At 63.9% G+C, this 16,155-nt stretch carries 17 protein-coding genes; 5 read left to right on the top strand and 12 right to left on the bottom strand.

Going from position 1 to position 16,155, the window contains the following annotated elements; all coding sequences use genetic code 11:
• Nucleotides 1-20 precede the first annotated feature (20 nt).
• From AC5RU3_RS12085 to AC5RU3_RS12100, 4 genes are all read right to left on the bottom strand, one after another.
• Nucleotides 21-212 (bottom strand): hypothetical protein, encoded by a 192-nt coding sequence (locus AC5RU3_RS12085; protein ID WP_493965698.1) that lies wholly within the window; start codon nucleotides 210-212, stop codon nucleotides 21-23.
• 423 nt (nucleotides 213-635) lie between these two features.
• A complete protein-coding gene (locus AC5RU3_RS12090; protein ID WP_309072815.1) occupies nucleotides 636-1,064 on the bottom strand; it encodes a MarR family winged helix-turn-helix transcriptional regulator in 429 nt (142 codons plus the stop codon).
• Between the two features lie 122 nt (nucleotides 1,065-1,186).
• Nucleotides 1,187-1,654, bottom strand: coding sequence for a DUF4383 domain-containing protein (locus AC5RU3_RS12095; RefSeq protein WP_309072816.1), 468 nt, complete (start codon nucleotides 1,652-1,654; stop codon nucleotides 1,187-1,189).
• A 139-nt stretch (nucleotides 1,655-1,793) separates the two neighbouring features.
• Nucleotides 1,794-3,614, bottom strand: coding sequence for an ABC-F family ATP-binding cassette domain-containing protein (locus AC5RU3_RS12100; protein ID WP_493965699.1), 1,821 nt, complete (start codon nucleotides 3,612-3,614; stop codon nucleotides 1,794-1,796).
• Nucleotides 3,615-3,910: 296 nt separating this feature from the next.
• Between AC5RU3_RS12100 and AC5RU3_RS12105 the strand changes: the two genes are divergently transcribed.
• The 4 genes from AC5RU3_RS12105 to AC5RU3_RS12120 all read left to right on the top strand — a co-directional run bounded on the left by AC5RU3_RS12105 (nucleotide 3,911) and on the right by AC5RU3_RS12120 (nucleotide 6,509).
• Nucleotides 3,911-4,720 carry a hypothetical protein gene (locus tag AC5RU3_RS12105; RefSeq protein ID WP_493965700.1) on the top strand — a complete coding sequence of 270 codons (810 nt, stop codon included), beginning with the start codon at nucleotides 3,911-3,913 and terminating at the stop codon, nucleotides 4,718-4,720.
• A gap of 206 nt (nucleotides 4,721-4,926) precedes the next feature.
• Nucleotides 4,927-5,415: a DUF3618 domain-containing protein gene (locus AC5RU3_RS12110; protein ID WP_493965701.1), complete on the top strand. Its 489-nt coding sequence runs from the start codon at nucleotides 4,927-4,929 to the stop codon at nucleotides 5,413-5,415.
• A 39-nt stretch (nucleotides 5,416-5,454) separates the two neighbouring features.
• Nucleotides 5,455-5,919, top strand: coding sequence for a DUF4383 domain-containing protein (locus AC5RU3_RS12115; RefSeq protein ID WP_493965702.1), 465 nt, complete (start codon nucleotides 5,455-5,457; stop codon nucleotides 5,917-5,919).
• A gap of 125 nt (nucleotides 5,920-6,044) precedes the next feature.
• Nucleotides 6,045-6,509: a MarR family winged helix-turn-helix transcriptional regulator gene (locus tag AC5RU3_RS12120; protein ID WP_493965703.1), complete on the top strand. Its 465-nt coding sequence runs from the start codon at nucleotides 6,045-6,047 to the stop codon at nucleotides 6,507-6,509.
• Here AC5RU3_RS12120 and AC5RU3_RS12125 read toward each other — a convergent pair.
• The 6 genes from AC5RU3_RS12125 to AC5RU3_RS12150 form a co-directional block, all read right to left on the bottom strand.
• Nucleotides 6,497-7,447: a 4-(cytidine 5'-diphospho)-2-C-methyl-D-erythritol kinase gene (locus AC5RU3_RS12125; protein WP_493965704.1), complete on the bottom strand. Its 951-nt coding sequence runs from the start codon at nucleotides 7,445-7,447 to the stop codon at nucleotides 6,497-6,499. The two genes, AC5RU3_RS12120 and AC5RU3_RS12125, sit on opposite strands and share 13 nt — an antisense overlap.
• A gap of 94 nt (nucleotides 7,448-7,541) precedes the next feature.
• Complete coding sequence (locus AC5RU3_RS12130; RefSeq protein ID WP_309072851.1) at nucleotides 7,542-7,673, bottom strand: hypothetical protein; 132 nt, start codon at nucleotides 7,671-7,673, stop codon at nucleotides 7,542-7,544.
• Between the two features lie 159 nt (nucleotides 7,674-7,832).
• Nucleotides 7,833-8,555: a hypothetical protein gene (locus tag AC5RU3_RS12135; RefSeq protein WP_493965705.1), complete on the bottom strand. Its 723-nt coding sequence runs from the start codon at nucleotides 8,553-8,555 to the stop codon at nucleotides 7,833-7,835.
• Between the two features lie 204 nt (nucleotides 8,556-8,759).
• On the bottom strand, nucleotides 8,760-9,212 hold the full coding sequence (locus AC5RU3_RS12140) for a hypothetical protein (protein ID WP_493965706.1): 453 nt from the start codon (nucleotides 9,210-9,212) through the stop codon (nucleotides 8,760-8,762).
• Nucleotides 9,213-9,379: 167 nt separating this feature from the next.
• The gene (locus tag AC5RU3_RS12145; protein WP_493965707.1) at nucleotides 9,380-11,743 is read right to left on the bottom strand and encodes a PxKF domain-containing protein; all 2,364 of its coding nucleotides are present in this window, start codon (nucleotides 11,741-11,743) and stop codon (nucleotides 9,380-9,382) included.
• Nucleotides 11,744-11,821: 78 nt separating this feature from the next.
• Nucleotides 11,822-12,274, bottom strand: coding sequence for a hypothetical protein (locus AC5RU3_RS12150; protein ID WP_493965708.1), 453 nt, complete (start codon nucleotides 12,272-12,274; stop codon nucleotides 11,822-11,824).
• Nucleotides 12,275-12,521: 247 nt separating this feature from the next.
• Between AC5RU3_RS12150 and AC5RU3_RS12155 the strand changes: the two genes are divergently transcribed.
• Nucleotides 12,522-13,418: an SRPBCC family protein gene (locus AC5RU3_RS12155; RefSeq protein ID WP_493965709.1), complete on the top strand. Its 897-nt coding sequence runs from the start codon at nucleotides 12,522-12,524 to the stop codon at nucleotides 13,416-13,418.
• A 221-nt stretch (nucleotides 13,419-13,639) separates the two neighbouring features.
• Here the strand turns inward: AC5RU3_RS12155 and rsmA are convergent, their stop codons facing one another.
• A complete protein-coding gene (rsmA, locus tag AC5RU3_RS12160; protein WP_493965710.1) occupies nucleotides 13,640-14,518 on the bottom strand; it encodes a 16S rRNA (adenine(1518)-N(6)/adenine(1519)-N(6))-dimethyltransferase RsmA in 879 nt (292 codons plus the stop codon).
• A gap of 225 nt (nucleotides 14,519-14,743) precedes the next feature.
• The gene (locus AC5RU3_RS12165) at nucleotides 14,744-15,940 is read right to left on the bottom strand and encodes a resuscitation-promoting factor (RefSeq protein WP_493965711.1); all 1,197 of its coding nucleotides are present in this window, start codon (nucleotides 15,938-15,940) and stop codon (nucleotides 14,744-14,746) included.
• Nucleotides 15,941-16,155 lie beyond the last annotated feature (215 nt).

Raw genomic sequence — 16,155 nt, forward strand, 5'->3', positions numbered from 1 at the left:
GATATTGCGTTCCGGGGGCATCACAACACCATCCCGGCCAAGAAGGCTGCATAGGAACCTGCCGCAGCCCAGGCAAACCCATCACGAATCCGCTTAGGTGAATCGAGGGCAAAGAGAACCCCCACCACCGCCAGAAAAACCCAGCAGAGCGGGTGTCCCCAGCGAATGGCGAATTCCTGCAACCCAGTTGTTTGATCAGCCTTCTCGGGCACTACTACCAGCCAAACCGCAGTTAAACCTGCTGCCGCCGCAGCACCCACAAAGCCGACCGCGGTCCGGTGGCGGCGAGCCCACGCTGCCGCACGGTGCTGACCAGGGTGCGGCGTCATCGATGTGCCAGTCAATCGTCACCTACTTGTGTCAGTCACTCTTGAGCTATCGATGACAAGGAGATCTGCTCGAGGATCACATCCACGGGCGCAGACATGGGTACTACTCCTCCCCCTCCAGAGCGCTGTTGCCGAGCGACCGCCCGCTATGCGGCCATAGTGGCACCGCCAAGCTAGGAAGTCCAGCCTCCGCGTTGACACATAGGGATGCGCGCGTAGAACCTGAACCCCGGCCACAGGACGATCACAGTCTGGAGGAACCGCGGGCGGAAGCGAAAGCCTTCTAAGCTCCGGTGTCACACCGTTTCAGGGTATGTACCGTTCTCGATCGAAGGTTCGGATGAGCATCTGAGCGTGATCTCTGAGGGTAGCTTCCCGCGCAGCACCAGCTTGCTCTAATTTCTCTTCGAGTGCAGCGATATCTTCTACAATGTTCAGCCCGTTCGGTGTGATGTCGACCAGGTGGCTTCGGCGATCGCGCCAATGACGGGTGCGGGTCACTAGGCCTTTCCGAACAAGTGCGTCCACCATTTTCCCCAGCGTCTGGGACTGCACCTTCAAGTCCGTGGCGAGCTGGTTCTGTGACAGAGCCCCTCGGACTGCGAGCACCGACAGGATGGTGAGCGCGGCATAGGTGATTCCGTAGGCGGCGAGTTCCTCGTTGTAAGCGTTCTCGACTAACCGTGCGGCGGTGAACATCAGGCGTCCAGTGGGCCACTCATCAAGGTTCGACATGGGGGGCGCTTCTGAGAGACAGCATTGTGAGAATCGATTCCTCCAACAGAGGCGGGTTAAAGGCCTTCGGCCGGCGCAAAGGATTGTTGCACCCCTGCACCGGCCGACGCGGACGCAATCGTCTAGTGGCTGGTATGAGTCGTCCGGGTGCGGTTACGGCTCAGCAGCAGACCCAGGGCGATCATTCCTACACCAAGGAGCAGGTGCAGCCAGTTATCGGCGCCGTTCACCGGCACAAAATTGGCGGCCGAGTCCTGGTCGATGACCAGACCGTAGATCCAGAGGATCAGGTACACGGCACCACCGTAAATCAGGTAGTTCCGTGCCCCGGCAGCGGTGCGAGCCATGGCAAGACCGGCTGCACCGAAGAGCAGGTGGACGATGTTGTGCAGGATTGAGACCTGGAAGATTCCAAGCAGCAACGCTTCGGAGTCGTGACCCGCGAAGCTCATCTGGTCGTACTGGCTGGTGATGCCCGGGATAAATCCAAGGACCCCGACAAGCAGGAAAACGGCGCCGACCGCGGTCGCGGCCTTCTGAATATCCGTCCTTGTTCTGTCACCTGCGGCGGGTGTGTTTGCTGTTGTCATGATGCTCTCCCTTGATACGGATAAATGTCTGGCAACTTCTGTTCGGCAAGTAAGGCCCTTAATGAAGCTCCCTTACTATCTACAAGGTAAGCACCCTTAGTACTTAGGTGCAAGTGCGGGCTCGGTGGCGCAGTGGGCGCTACTCCCCCAGGATCTCCGCGGCCGCGAGCCACTGCTCCTCGAGTGATTCCTGCTCCCCCTGCAGCTCACGCAGCTTCGCGTCGAGGTCGGCCATCTTCTCGAAGTCGACGGTTGCCTTGCTGCCGGCGTCGCTCATCTGCTGGTTGATCTTCTCGATCTGCGAACTGGTCTTGGTCATCTGCCGCTCGATGCGCGTCAGGTCCTTCTTCGCCTGGCGGGCCTCCTCCGGCGACGGGCCAGCAGAACCGGCTGCCGCCGTCGTACCGTTGCCGTCCGCTGAAAGCGGAGTGCCGGCCAAGCCCTGACCGGAGTCTGCCGCGCGGCGCAGCTGCAGGTACTGATCCACGCCTCCGGGCAGGTCGCGGATTTTGCCGTCACCCAACAGCGCCAATTGCGTGTCGGTGACGCGCTCCAGCAGGTATCTGTCGTGCGAGACCACCACGAGCGTGCCCGGCCAGCCGTCCAGCACGTCTTCCACCGCGGCGAGGGTATCGGTGTCGAGATCGTTGGTGGGCTCATCGAGCATCAGCACGTTCGGCTCCCCCACCAGCAGGCGCAGGAGCTGCAGACGCCGCCGCTCGCCACCGGACAGATCACCGACGGGAGTCCACTGCCGTTGGTTCGTGAACCCGAGCTGCTCCACAAGCTGGCTCGCCGACACTTCCTTCCCGCCGACCGACACCACCCGCTTCTCCTGCTCAATCACCTCGGTGACGCGGAGGTGATTGACGTCGTCGAGCTCCCGCACGTCCTGCGACAGGATCGCCGTCTGCACGGTCTTGCCGCGCTTCAGCCGGCCCGACGTCGGCGCCATCTCCCCATTGAGCAGCCGCAGCAGCGTGGTCTTGCCGGCGCCGTTGACGCCGACAATCCCGAGGCGCTGGCCCGGGGCGAGCCGCAGGGTGATTCCCTTGAACAGGGGCTTCTCCCCCAGCTCCAGCGAGACGTTCTCAAGGTCCAGCACGTCCTTGCCCAATCGGGCGGTGGCGAGCTTGCTGAGAGCGAGCGAGTCGCGCGGCTCCGGGACATCGGCGATCAGCGCGTTGGCTGCCTCGATGCGGAACTTCGGCTTGGACGTCCTCGCGGGGGCGCCGCGGCGCAGCCACGCGAGTTCCTTCTTCACGAGCTGTTGGCGCTTGCCCTCGACAACGGAGGCCATGCGGTCGCGTTCGGCGCGGGCGAGCACGTAGGCGGCGTAACCGCCGTCGAACCCGTCCACAATGCCGTCGTGGACTTCCCACGTGCGGGTGGAGATTTCGTCGAGGAACCAGCGATCGTGGGTGACCACGAGCAGCCCGCCCTCGGTGGGACGCCAGCGCTGCTTCAGATGCTCCGCGAGCCAGGCCACACCCTCGACATCGAGGTGGTTGGTTGGCTCATCGAGCATGATGACGTCGTCGTTCCCGATCAGCAGCTTGGCCAGCGCCACGCGGCGCTTCTGCCCACCCGAGAGCGAGGACACCCGGGCGTGCCAGTCCACCTCCGCCACGAGCCCGCCCATGACGTCGCGGATCTTCGGGTTGGAGGCCCACTCGTGGTCGGCCTGGTCGCCGACGATGGCGGCACCGACGTCGAGGTCGCCGTCGAGCACGTCGTTCTGGTTGAGGTAGCCCACGGTGACGTCGCGGCGTTTGGTGACGCGGCCGTCGTCGGGCGTGGTGCGCTGGGCGAGCAGGCGCATCAGGGTCGACTTGCCGTCACCGTTGCGGCCGACCATGCCGATCCGGTCGCCCTCCTCCAGTCCGAGGGTGACGCCGTCCAGGACAGTCCGAGTGGCGAAGGTGACGCTGATGTTCTCAGCACCGAGCAGGTGGGCCAACGTGAATACTGCTTTCGTTAGAGGTCTATCTGGAGCCGCGATCAGCCGGCGACGTGCGGCAGGCGGCGCTATCGACGACCGATTGCGGTCGCGGGCGCACAATAGGGCGCGGACAAATACGCGCCCTATTGACCTACCACGGCGATGCCCATCCCCACGCGACTCGGGGATGCTTCACCCAGTCTACTGACTGCGACAGCGTAAGAGGATCGACACCACATCTTCCCCGGTGAGCGTCCCGTAGGCAGAGTCATGCGGTTCTGCGCTCTTGTGTAGAGACAATAAGCATGCTTAGCTTGCAATTAGTAAGCCAGCTTCACATCCGGTTCGCCGGATCTTCCGAGCACCTGCTGTTCTTCAAGGGACAGCACCGAACAGAATCGATGGATGCAATGACGACTGACTGGTCACAAGATCCTTTGGTAGCACCGGCTACATCAACCCCTCCCGTTCCCGACAACGGAACCCCGGAATCGCCTTCGACCACCACCGCGGTGAAGCAGGAAGCAACTGACGTTGGGCATGAAGGTCTCGATGCGGCCAAGAACGTCGCACAGACAGCCGGCGCTGAGGTGAAGAACGTAGCCCAGGAGGCAGGCGCTCAGGCCAAGGACCTCCTCGGACAGCTCGGCTCCGACCTGAAGAGCCAGGCCGGGAGCCAACAACAGAAGGTGACGGATGGCATCCGCTCAATCAGCGATGAGCTCTCCTCCATGGCAGAGAGTACCGATGAAGGACTGGCCAAGGACCTGGCGCAGCAGGCAGCACGGCGCACCGATGCCGTGGCCGGATGGCTCGACGGCCGCGATCCCGGCTCCCTCCTCGACGAGGTCACGGGTTTCGCCCGTCGTCGTCCCGGAGCTTTCCTGCTCGTTGCCGCCGGTGCGGGCCTCCTGGCCGGGCGCCTGGCCCGGGGTCTTACGGCCGGTAACGGGTCCTCACCACAGGACCTGGGCCCTGCTCCTGTGCATCCACCGACGATTCCTGCCGCCCCGCTGGGTGGCACCGCGAGCAGCAGTGACGCGGGCGTGGTGTGGGCTGCGGACGCACCGCCGGCGGGCGTGGGAGCGTACACCGACAATCCGGAAGCCGGCCCACGGCCATGAGTTCCTCCGTTTCATCGCTACCAACGAGCGTTACCGCACCCAGGAGCATGACAAGAAGTCGCTGGGGGACCTCCTCGGTGATGTAACCCGGGACCTGTCCATTGCCCTTCGGGCAAGAAGGAAATGAAAGCCATTTGCGGAGTGCCAGCCACTGCCGCAACCGTCAAAGAAATCCCTCCTACCCTGAAACCAGGTGAGCACACCCCATGAGCCAAGTACCCAAAGAAATCCGTGCCGACATCGAACAGACCCGCGCCGACCTCGGGTTGAACGGTGACACAACAATTGACGGCGTCAAGGATTCCGTCGATTCAGCCGTGCATCGCGCCGGAGACGCTCTTCAGGGCACGCCTCAGACCGTCACAACGAAGGCGCAGGGCAATCCCCTTGCGGCGGGACTGATCGCTTTCGGAGCCGGCATGCTCGCGGCGTCGCTTATTCCAGCAAGCGAGAAAGAGAAAGAGGCTGCGTCCGCGCTGAAGGAAAAGGCAGAACCGCTCGTAACCGAGGCAACCGCCGCCGCCAAGCAGGTGGCGTCAGGTCTGAAGGATCCCCTTACTGACGCCGTCGACTCAGTAAAGCAGAAAGCCACAGACTCAGCGCAAGCCGTCAAGGACGAAGGGGCCCACGCAGCCTCCAACCTTCAGGACCAAACTCGCGACGCCAAAGAAACCATTCAGGCGAACGGCTCCTAGCCGAGCGCCCACCATCACTCACATCACGGAGGAAACATCATGACCACAGGAAACAATTCAGCCACAGGTGACAGGACCCGTACGGACATTCAAAAAGCCGCTACCGCGGTCGGAGCCGTCTTCCTTCTCGTCGGCGTTCTCGGATTCATTCCGGGCATCACCAGCGACTACAACCAGATGAGCTTCGCAGGGCATGATTCCGCAGCAATGCTTCTGGGTGTCTTCCAGGTGTCCATCCTGCACAACCTTGTGCACCTGCTCTTCGGGGTCGCGGGCCTTGCCCTGGCACGGACAGTCTCGGGCGCACGCAGTTACCTCATTTACGGTGGCGCCGTTTACCTGGTTTTGTGGATCTACGGCCTGGTCATCGATCGCGACTCGGCAGCCAACTTCGTCCCGGTCAACAACGCCGACAACTGGCTGCATTTCGTTCTGGGTGTCGCCATGATTGCCCTCGGCGTGCTCCTGAGCCGCGACCGCAACCGCACGCACACCGCCCGCTAGACAATCCGCTTTTCACGGCCGGTGTGGGGACTGCTGACTGCTGCAAGTTCCCACACCGGTTGTTCTTTTAACCCGCTGGACTGGCTTCGCATCCTGCCGGACCAGCCACCCTCCCTAAGGCGCTTATGTCGAACCTTGAACAGTGGCCGACTGCCCGGTTGATAATTACGGCGGGCCGACTCGTCGAGAACGCGTATAACGAGGACCTGGCCGCACACGGAATCACCTATGCAGGACTGACCATCCTGTCCGTCCTTACCCTCCGCGGAGCGCTCAGTCAGGTCGACTTGGCGGAGGAACTCAAAATCCAGTCACAGACAGTCGGAAAGACGGTCGAACGGCTTGCCAGGAAGGGTTTGGTAGCCCGGTCCCGTCGCTGGCCTGACAAGCGCAGCCAGATCGTCGACATCACCCCGGACGGTCAGGATCTCCTCGCATCGGAAACAAAAGCCCTTGAGCAGAAGTTCGACCTTCCGCATGCCGTCCAACCCGCTACCCTCCGGGAACACGCACAAGCGGTCATCCGGGCCTTCGAACGGGGTACAAAGTCCCCGGGGACCGATACGGAAGGCCGGAATCAGGCCAGGTAGTCGCTGACTATCCGCGCACCATGCGCGGGGCCGTGCACCAGTTCGGTGGTCAACCCGGCGGTGGACAGCAGGGCGTCGATCGTTGCCGCGTGGTCCGCGGACTCGGCCAGGAACGCTACCGTGGGACCCGAGCCCGAGACGATGCCCGCGAGCGCACCCGCATCTTTGCCCGCACCGAGCACGTCCTTCAGTTCAGGCGCCAATTCCAGGGCCGCGGCCTGCAGGTCGTTGTGGAGTAGATCAGCGAGCGCGTGCGCATCCCCCGAGCGCATGGCGCTGAGAATCTGCGGGTCAATCTCGGGAATCTCCGGCGTTTCCTCACCGCTTGCGAGGCGCAGGTCGTCCAGGGTCCGGTACACGGCGGGCGTGGACAACCCGAAGGCCGAAGACACCAGGACCCAGTGCAGCGGGGTCTTTGAGATTGCCGGCGTGAGCTGCTCCCCCACCCCCACTCCGACGGCGGTGCCGCCGATGAGTGCGAACGGTACATCGGCACCAAGATCGACGGCGATCTTCGCGAGCTCGTCCCGGGAGAAACCGCTGTTCCACAGCGCGTCGCATGCAAGGAGGGCCGCTGCGGCGTCGGCGGACCCGCCGCCCATGCCACCGGCGATCGGTACGCGTTTGGTGATGTTGAGATGCACGCCGGTGGAGTTCTCACTCAGGTCGGCCAGCAGCGCCGCCGCGCGGGCGGCGAGGTTGCTCGCGTCGAGCGGGATTTCCTCCATAGGGAGGTTCAGGCTTCCCTGGCCGTCGACCGTGACGGTGATGGTGTCGTCGTCCGTTGCTGTCGCCGTAACTTCCTCATAGAGGGAGACGGCAAGGTACACGCTGGCCACGCTGTGGTAGCCGTCCTCACGGGGTGTTCCCACCCGGAAAGAGACGTTGATCTTGCCCGGCGCCTTCACCCGAACGGCGCGGGGGCCTGTTGTACGCATCCCTGCCGTCTTCCCAGCCACCATGGTGTCCAACTTAGATCACGTCAGGGCTCAGGAGAAACTTTAGTACGGGTGGTTCGCGCCGAGGTGATGCTTACTGGACTCGCCGGTTGTCGACCGTTACTTCAACAGGGATGGGCTGCAGACGCTGCGCGCTGGCCTTGCGGTCAAGGACCACCTTGGCGGCCGCCGCAAGAAGCACTACGGGCAGCGTGAGAATGGCCATGCCTATCAAAAGATCGACGAGTTCCAAATCGATTGCACCAAGCTTTCGTTTCTATGGACGCCTCATCCGTTTACAACGTAAACGTTCGGGTGCCGGTTCCCAAAATCGACTCGCTTCACTGTCGCGACGGGCCTACCGCTGAATTCGGGCTGCTCGAGGTCACGGGTTGGGTGACACTCGCAGCGAGAGGAAACGCTTGCTTTGCTCAGCGGCCCACTGCCCGCGGTCCGGAGCGACGGTCATCAGCCCGTACTCTGCGCCGGCTAGCTCTGGGCCAATGTAGATGTCAAACGTGTACGAGCCGTCAGGACCCGCATACACCGTTGACTGGTCGAGTAGCTGCTGATCCGTATGGGGCGCACCCAGGATGACCTCGATCCGCTCCCCGGGGGCGTAGCCGGAGCCGCTGATAGTGAGCGTTCCAGGCACGATGTTGATGGCCGGCCCTGGCCAACCCGGCTGCGGGTAGGCAACGCTCCCCCCGCCTGTGCCGGGGCCCTGCTGCGGGCTGTTGGGGAACGGGTTCGGCTCACCGTGCGGCGGCGGGACGAACGGATCACCGGGTGCCGGCTCCAGCGGGTTGAGCTCGCCGTGAGGCGGAGGCACGAAGGGATCCTCCGGGTCCGTGGAGGGTTCATCGGTGGGGACCGGTGCCGCCGTCGTCGGCTCTGCGGTGGGCACGTCGGACGGCTCGGTGCTCGGCTCGGTCCCTTCGGCTTCGTCGGTCGCCGTCGCTTCCTGTGTCGGAGCTTCCGACGGCGAAGGAGAGTCGGATGGCGTGGCTGTGTCCGCAGCGGGCTCGTCGGGTGAGCCGAGAGAACAGCCCGCCAGGAGGAGGGAGGTGGTCAGAGTGAGGGCGATGACGGACGGCAGCTTGGGCAAGGGCTTACTCTCGTGAAGGGTTAAACCAGAGGGTGGCGGGAACCGCCGCGGTAAGGCGTGCAATGCTGCATCGCCTACCCGAAGCACGCTACCGGGTGGAAGGACCTCGCTACAGCACGGAAGCATCACGTGAGCAGATTGTTATGGAGTGTGTTCGGCATGCAGTTTGTCTTGCATGCAGTTTGTTCGGCATCAGGGTGTGGCTTACCCGTTGGACGCCATGACGTGTAGTCGCAGGACGCTTGCTGCACCCGGTTCGGGGCTGTCGACGCGCAACTGGATCTGCTGTCCCTCATAGATGGCAAGCGCAGAGCACACAGTGCTCATACCGACCGCTTCGTCCAGCCGCTCACACGTGCCTTCGATCTCGAACTCCCAGCCGGCGTTCCTGGCCAGCTGCCGGATGTCATCGGCCGTTATCACCCGATCGGCCTGCCACGTGCGGCTCAGTGTCGGACAGGGCTTGCTGTTGAAGCAGACGAAACGCTCCCTCTCGATGTGCTCCGACAGGACAACCCAGGAGCCGGGAACTTTGAACTGGTCTGCGATGGGCCCCACCTTGGCTGCCACGTCATCCCGGTAGCTCTTGACGAAGATGAAGGCCCCGGCCCAGACAAGTCCCATCACGAGAACAAGGCTGACAGCCAGTTTCCTCATGAACGCCCCCGGGTATGGTCGCAATCCCGTCGAGCATATAGACAGCAACCGGAGGGCGAGAAGCGTCGTGACCGAATCGAAAGGTTGGGCGGGAGTTCGTTAATGCACATGGCGCGAGCCCAGTGAAGGACCCGCGCCATGCGAATTACTCTCAAACGGCCGGAAGGTTACTTGCTGAACCTGAAGACCGCCTCATGGAGGCTACCGTCATCGAGCGTCATTTGAAGGACCCGGCAGGTGCCCGCCCAGGCACGGTCCGTCTTCCACACGTAGGTGTAGGTGTCGGAGGCCGCGTCATACTGGAGGCCACTGCCGCCTGCGGACGCAGCCGGTGAACCTTCGCCGGTGGGCACGGTATTGCATTCGGATGAAGCAGAAACGGGTGCGCCACCGGAGAGAACCTCGAGGCCCTGGTCGCCGCCGAGGCTGAACTTCAGCGGCACTGCGCGACCGGCAGTCACGGTGCTCACCTCTCCGGCAGGGCTCACGGGGGGCTGGAAGCCGGCGAAGTCATAGCGGAACCCGGGCACTGTCGCGGAAGCGCTGAAGCCCATGTCGCCTGCCTCCGTGAACGGAACGACTCCGATTTCCACGTCCTCCGCCCGCTCGATGTCAGTGACGGTGAAGGAGCGAGCGGTTCCGTCCGTCATACCGACCGGAATGCCGTTGACGGTGATCCCGAACCGGTAGGCCGCTGCAGCGGAGTAATCCCAGGTGACATCGACGGTGCTGATTCCGTCCTGGGTTGCTGTGACCGCGGCCTGCAGGGACTCGGGAGCGGGGAGGCGGCCCGCGTCCGGACCTGCGCCGCCCACCTCGACAAAGGCGGAGATGTTGGAGGCCGTGCCAGTAGCATCCGTCATCCGCACCTGCATGACGCCGTCGAACACCTCAGAATAGGTCCGTACCGCAACGGCAGTCGTGGACGATTCCTCGAAGACCCCGTCACCGTTGTAGTCCCATTCGTAGGAGACAATTTCCGACGCCGGCGAGTACGAATCGGATACATCGAACCTGATACTTTGGCCCGGCTGCGCGTAGTAGTGCGGGTGTTTGATCAGGGCGACGGGCCGCGTATTGATCTTGGTGAGCGCCCGGGTGAGCGCCGCTTCCGTGTCGCCGCTGTTGACGATGACCTCACCGGTGGTGGCCTCTGCCAGCTGGGTGTAGAAGCTGCCGTAGTGTGCGGGAACAACGGGGTAGACATTCACGGGATCGATCTCCAGCGCACGCTTCGCGACTGCTTCGAGGGTGCTTCCGTCCACTCGGTCGGGATCATGATAGGTGGCATCAGTAAGCACGATGGCGGCCTTGGTGGCACCGTTGCGCCATTCCAGGCCGTTGAAGGCCGTCATCAGCGCGTGCAGAACAGCCTCGGGGAAGTCCCCTCCGCCATACGGGTAGATGGTGGCAAGCTGCTGGTTGAACTCGGTGGTGTCTTCGTTGAAACCCGAGAGGATCCGCGCAGTCACAGCGTCACCGGCGTCCTTGTACTCCACCAGGGCCACGCGACCGCGGTGCTCCTGGATGGTGGTGGCCATGTTGGCCGCGAAGCGCTTGGCGTCCTCGATCTGCCAGCCCATGGAACCGGTCGAGTCGATGAGGAAGACCACGTCGAGGCCCGTGGTCCCGGTTCCCGCTTCGTTGATGTTCTTGTCGATCTCGTCGGCCTTGTCCGGGAACTGGGCAGCAAGGCGTTCGGCGATCTCCCGCGCCGCGGCATCGATGTCGCCGCCGGCAGCCTCGTAGTCTTCATGCCCGGAGGTGGTCAGCGGGTTCTTCGCCGACCCGCAGACAAAATCATCATCGGCGCACCAGAGGCCGGTGGTCGATGTCCACCCCTCGGGCAGGTAGGCATCGCGGGCACCCAGGCTGCCACCGTCGGTATCGCAGTCAGGAACGTCCCGCCGCCACTCCGAATATTCCTCTCCACGGCATGCCGGGGGGTTGAAACCCTCACCTTCCGGCAAATGCAGCTTCGGATCGCCGAACAGTCCCTGGAAGATCACCCGCTGCCGCAAATCGTCCGGGAGCGTCTCGACGTAGGTTTCGCCAACTGTCTGCGCGCCCTGCGAGTATCCACCCAGAACGAAGACCGAGTCTGCGCAGGTCGCAGCCCGTTCGGTCAGATACGCGTCGAGCTCTGCGATGCCCTCGTTCACGCTGTCGCCATAGGCGAAACTGCCGCCACCGCTCGACCCCGCTCCTACTGTGTTCCAGAAACTGTCCCAGGACCCGGCGCCCACCGGCACGGCCGGATACTGGTTCCCGTCGATGGTTTCCGTGCCGAGTTCGTACGGGTGATGGGTCAGCGCCGGGCTGATGCGCCGATCGATCTCCGAGACGAAGCGCACCACCTCAGGCTCGCCGGTCGATTGACCCGAACCTCTCGCAAACACCGACTCCACATCAGCGCAGGGAGCCGAAAGCTCTCCGCTGGCCGAGGCTGACGGCACTCCTACCAGTAATGTGGCCGCTGCAGCAGTACTCAGCAGCACTGCAGCGGCACGGCTTGGACGTTTCAAGAGCATTTCGGTCCCCCAATTTCGACAATTGCCGCAGACGCGGCTTTTGCTGCCTCCGCGCGAGAATGCGCAGGGCCTTCGGCGCTATTCGCCGGAAGCTTCCAGATGCAACCAGAACTGACTGGGAGCACCCTCATCTGGGCTGTCAACGCGCAGTGTGACCTCGTACCCGCCGTCGATCGTGTGGCCTGAACACACACTCCGGCGTCCGATAGCGCCGGACGGCCGGCTGCAATCGCCTTCCAACTGCACAGCCCATCCGGCTGATGCGGCGAGGTTCCGCAAGCTTTCCGGATCCAGCTCGGTGTCTGTCTGCCAGGTGCGGCTCAAGCTTGGGCACGGATTGGCGTTGAGGCAGATCAGCTTTTCCCGCTCAACGTTCTCGTCTTCGAGGGTCCAGCCGGAAGGGACCCGCATCTGGGCCGCGACGGCCAGCATTTCTTCGGTCACCCGGTCATGGGTGGACTTCAGGATGAAGAAGGCAGCAGCCCACAAGATGATGGCTGCGATGACAGCCCAACCCAGGATTTTCCTCACGCACTCCCCCAAGAAACGTTCAAACCGAACTCAGCATAAGCCGGATTCTCGCCGTCAATCAGGGGAAGAAGCGCAGGATCTACGCAGTTTTGAAGCACTGTGTGCAGCGGGCGGCGAGGACCGGGCCACGCGGCGAACGAAGTCGTGGTTCTTGTGTCCGGCCATAGTCAGATGTACGGTCGATGGGTATGGTAAGCATACTGATGAATTACCAGTTCATCGGACGTTCCTATCCGAAGGAGACGCTGTGAGCACGAGGATCGAGAAGCAGATCATGGTCAACGTTCCAGTGAGCGTGGCCTACAACCAATGGACACAGTTCGAAGAGTTTCCCCACTTCATGAGCGGGGTCAAGAAGGTAGAGCAGCTCACCGACGACCGGCTCAAGTGGGTCGCTGAGATCGGCGGAGTGAAGCGCGAGTGGGAGGCACGGATCCTCGCACAGGAGCCCGACCGCCGCGTGGCATGGGCAGCCACCGAGGGTGCAACCAACGCCGGAGCCGTCTCATTCGAAGACGTCGGCGGCGGCCAGACCTCCATCAAGCTTGAGCTTGAGTACGAGCCCGAGGGCATGATCGAAAAGATCGGCGACAAGCTGAACGTGGTCGAGAAGGAAGCCGAGGGCGACCTCAAGCGCTTCAAGGAGTTCATCGAGGACGAGGGCTACGCAACCGGCGCCTGGCGCGGAGCCGTTGCCGGCGGCACCGTCGGTTCGCCCACTGTTGATGACGCCGCAGCATCACGCGGCGACAGCGGCAAGGCCGGCATCTCCGGTAAGGCAGCTGCCGCAGCGGTAGGCGTCGCAGCGGCCGCAGCAGCAGGCGTGGCAGCTGCCAGCGGTGGCAAGAAGGACACCGTTGACACCGAATCGACCACCACGGACATCCCGGTCACGCCGGTTGTCCCTGTCGAGGACACCACCCCGCCGGACGTCACGCCCGTCGCCGGCGCTCCCGTCGATGTCTCCCCTGGCATCGCTTCCGAGCGTCCCCTGGGTGAGCCCTTCGACCAGACCAACGGCCTGGTAGACACCGAGGGTGATTCGGACGGCCTCGCGGCTAGCGACACCCGCAGCGCAGCCGAGCGCGACGACGAGGACCAGACCGGCGGCTTCATGCCTCCAACCCGCCAGGGCGGTCTGTAAGCACCGGCTACTCGTTAAACGCAGAAACGGCGGCTTCCTTCGGGAGGCCGCCGTTTCTGCGTTGCAACAATTGTCTACTGCCTGCTTGGGGTCGGCCGAGCACAATCCTGCAGCTTCTAGTCAAGGGGACGACGGCGGACGGCGAGTTTGCGCGCTTAGCCGGCGCATTCGTCGTCGTACTGGTCCGGACGGTGCAGGAATGTGTCCGGAACGAGGCCGGCCTACGCCGGCAGCTGTTGCTTCGACTCCGCGATGCGGGCGAAGGCGTGAATGTCGAGGACTTCGCCGCGGGCCGAGGGGTCGACGCCGGCCCTGGTCAGTGCTTGCTCCGCGAGGACACCGCTTCCCGCCCAGCCGGCGAGGGCCGCACGGAGGGTCTTGCGCCGCTGGGCGAAGGCGGCATCGATGACGGCGAACACCTCCTCGCGGGAGGCAGTGGTCCGGGGCGGATCATGCCGTTCGAAACCGACCAGGCCGGAGGCGATCTTCGGCGCAGGCCAGAAGACATTCATGCCGATGACGCCGGCCTTGCGCATCCGGCCGTACCACTGCGCCTTCACCGACGGCACGCCGTACACCTTGGAGCCCGGAGGGGCGGCCAGGCGATCGGCCACCTCATCCTGCACCATGACGAGTCCGTGACGTATCGACGGGAAGTGCGCGAGCAGGTGCAGCACCACGGGGACGGCAACGTTGTACGGGAGGTTGGCTACCAGCGCGGAGGGCTCGGCGGGGAGCTCGGTGACGCGCATCGCATCGGCCTCGACCACGTCGCAGTACGCGGCCCGCTCAGGGCGCCACTGCGCGATGGTCTGCGGCAGGCGTGCGGCGAGCACCGGGTCGATCTCTACGGCCACTACGCGCTGTGCGGCGTCCAGCAGCCCGAGGGTCAGCGACCCCAGTCCCGGCCCGACCTCGAGCACCGTCTCTGCCGGATCGACGGCGGCAGCCGCCACGATCCTGCGGATGGTGTTGCCGTCAATGACGAAGTTCTGGCCCAGCGTCTTGGTGGGACGGATCCCCAGTTCCTCTGCCAGCCGGCGGATCTCAGTCGCGCCGAGCAGGGCCTGTGGTGGGGATGGGCTCGCCTTGTCGTTCACCTAGCCATCGTAGCGGGGCGCGTCGGGCAGCCCCGCCAGCTGCATTCACCCGTTCCGGTTTGCTCCCTATTGCCCTGCGGTCGCTGCGCGCTCCCCGGGATGGCGGCCCTGCTGTGCGGACCCTCCGGCGAGAAGTGAGCAATCCGGCACATCGGGACCCGAAAAAACGGCAGCGCCCGTGCCGGTAACCGGCACGGGCGCTGCGAAAGCAGTCGTATCAGCGTTTTAGCGCAGTCCCAGCTTCGAGGAGCAGGACGGCCAGTGTCCCCAGCCGCCGTTCTGCTTGAGAACCTCGGCGGTTGCGATCTGCTCGGCGCGCGATGCCTGGTGCGGCAGCGGGGCGTACTTGCCGCCGCCGGCTCCGAGCCAGCTGGACTCGCTGAACTGCAGGCCGCCGTAGTAGCCGTTCCCGGAGTTGATGGACCAGTTCCCGCCGGATTCGCACTGGGCGAGGGCATCCCACGCGCCGCCGCCGGAAGCGACCGCGGCAGGGGCAGGCTCGGGCGTTTCGATCTCGTCGACCTTGGGCGCTTCGGCCTTCGCTGCAGCCGGCTCCTCTTCCTCCGGCTCAGGCTCTTCCTCGCGGATACCAATTGCGACGATCTCTGCCACCGGCTCGCGGGTGACCTTGTCGCTGACCTTTTCCCGGCTGGTTTCCTTGCCGTCGATGACGCTAACGGTGAAGACCCGCGTGCGGACGCCTTCGACGCCGGCCTGAACAACTTCGCTTTCGCCGACGAGCAGCTCGTCAGTCTCTTCCTCGGTGGAGGTGAAGTCGATCTTCTCGGTCTCGGTGATCTTCTTGCCGGTCTCGACGCGGGTGACCTTGAGGCCCATCCCGGTGATCACAGAGCTGTTGACGGGCACGGAAACCCGGTCTTCGGCGCCGAGGGTGACCTTCGCATCCTTCAGGAGGTCCGCCACGGTGTTCACGGTGGTCTCGATGCGGTGGTTCTTGCCGTCAACGGCGAGGGTGACGGTCTTCGGTGTCGAAATGCTGAGCGTGGAGCTGAGCGTGACCAACCGGGTCTCGGCCGGAGCGGAGATGTCCGACTCGCGGGCCACACCCAGCTCGTTCACGAGTTCACCGACGGTTTCGCCGGTGGTGTGGACGACGGTCTCGGCTCCATTCAGCCGGACCTCGATGGCGGTGGCCTTGTTGACCTGGATGGCGGCGCCGTCGTCAACGGAGCTTGCGAGGGACGGGAACACGTCGTCATTCGCGGTAACGGTGACGTTGGCGGTCCTCAGGACCTCTTCCACCGTGCCGCCGAAGGTCTGGACGGTCTGCGACTGGCCGTCGACAACGACCTCCACGCTCTTGCCGGTGCCGACAAAGGCCACGAGCCCGACAACCAGACTCGCCATCACCGTTCCCTGCCCGGCCAGAACTGCCCAGGCTTTCGCATCCCGCTGTGTCACAAAATATCCATCCCGCGTCGCATCCGGGCACGGGGACGTGGGCGCACGGGAACAGCTGTCCCAGCAGTGGGCACAGCGCATCAGTGCACAGGCATATGAACGACGACGGCGGGCACCCTTGAGCACACCGCTTGAGTTGAGCTGTGCACGCCTGAGTAAGAACGTCAATCAGGCGCGGCTCAACGCCAGCGGTACAACAAAGAAGAGACCCGTCG

The sequence above is a fragment of the Arthrobacter sp. MDB1-55 genome, from assembly GCF_059092925.1.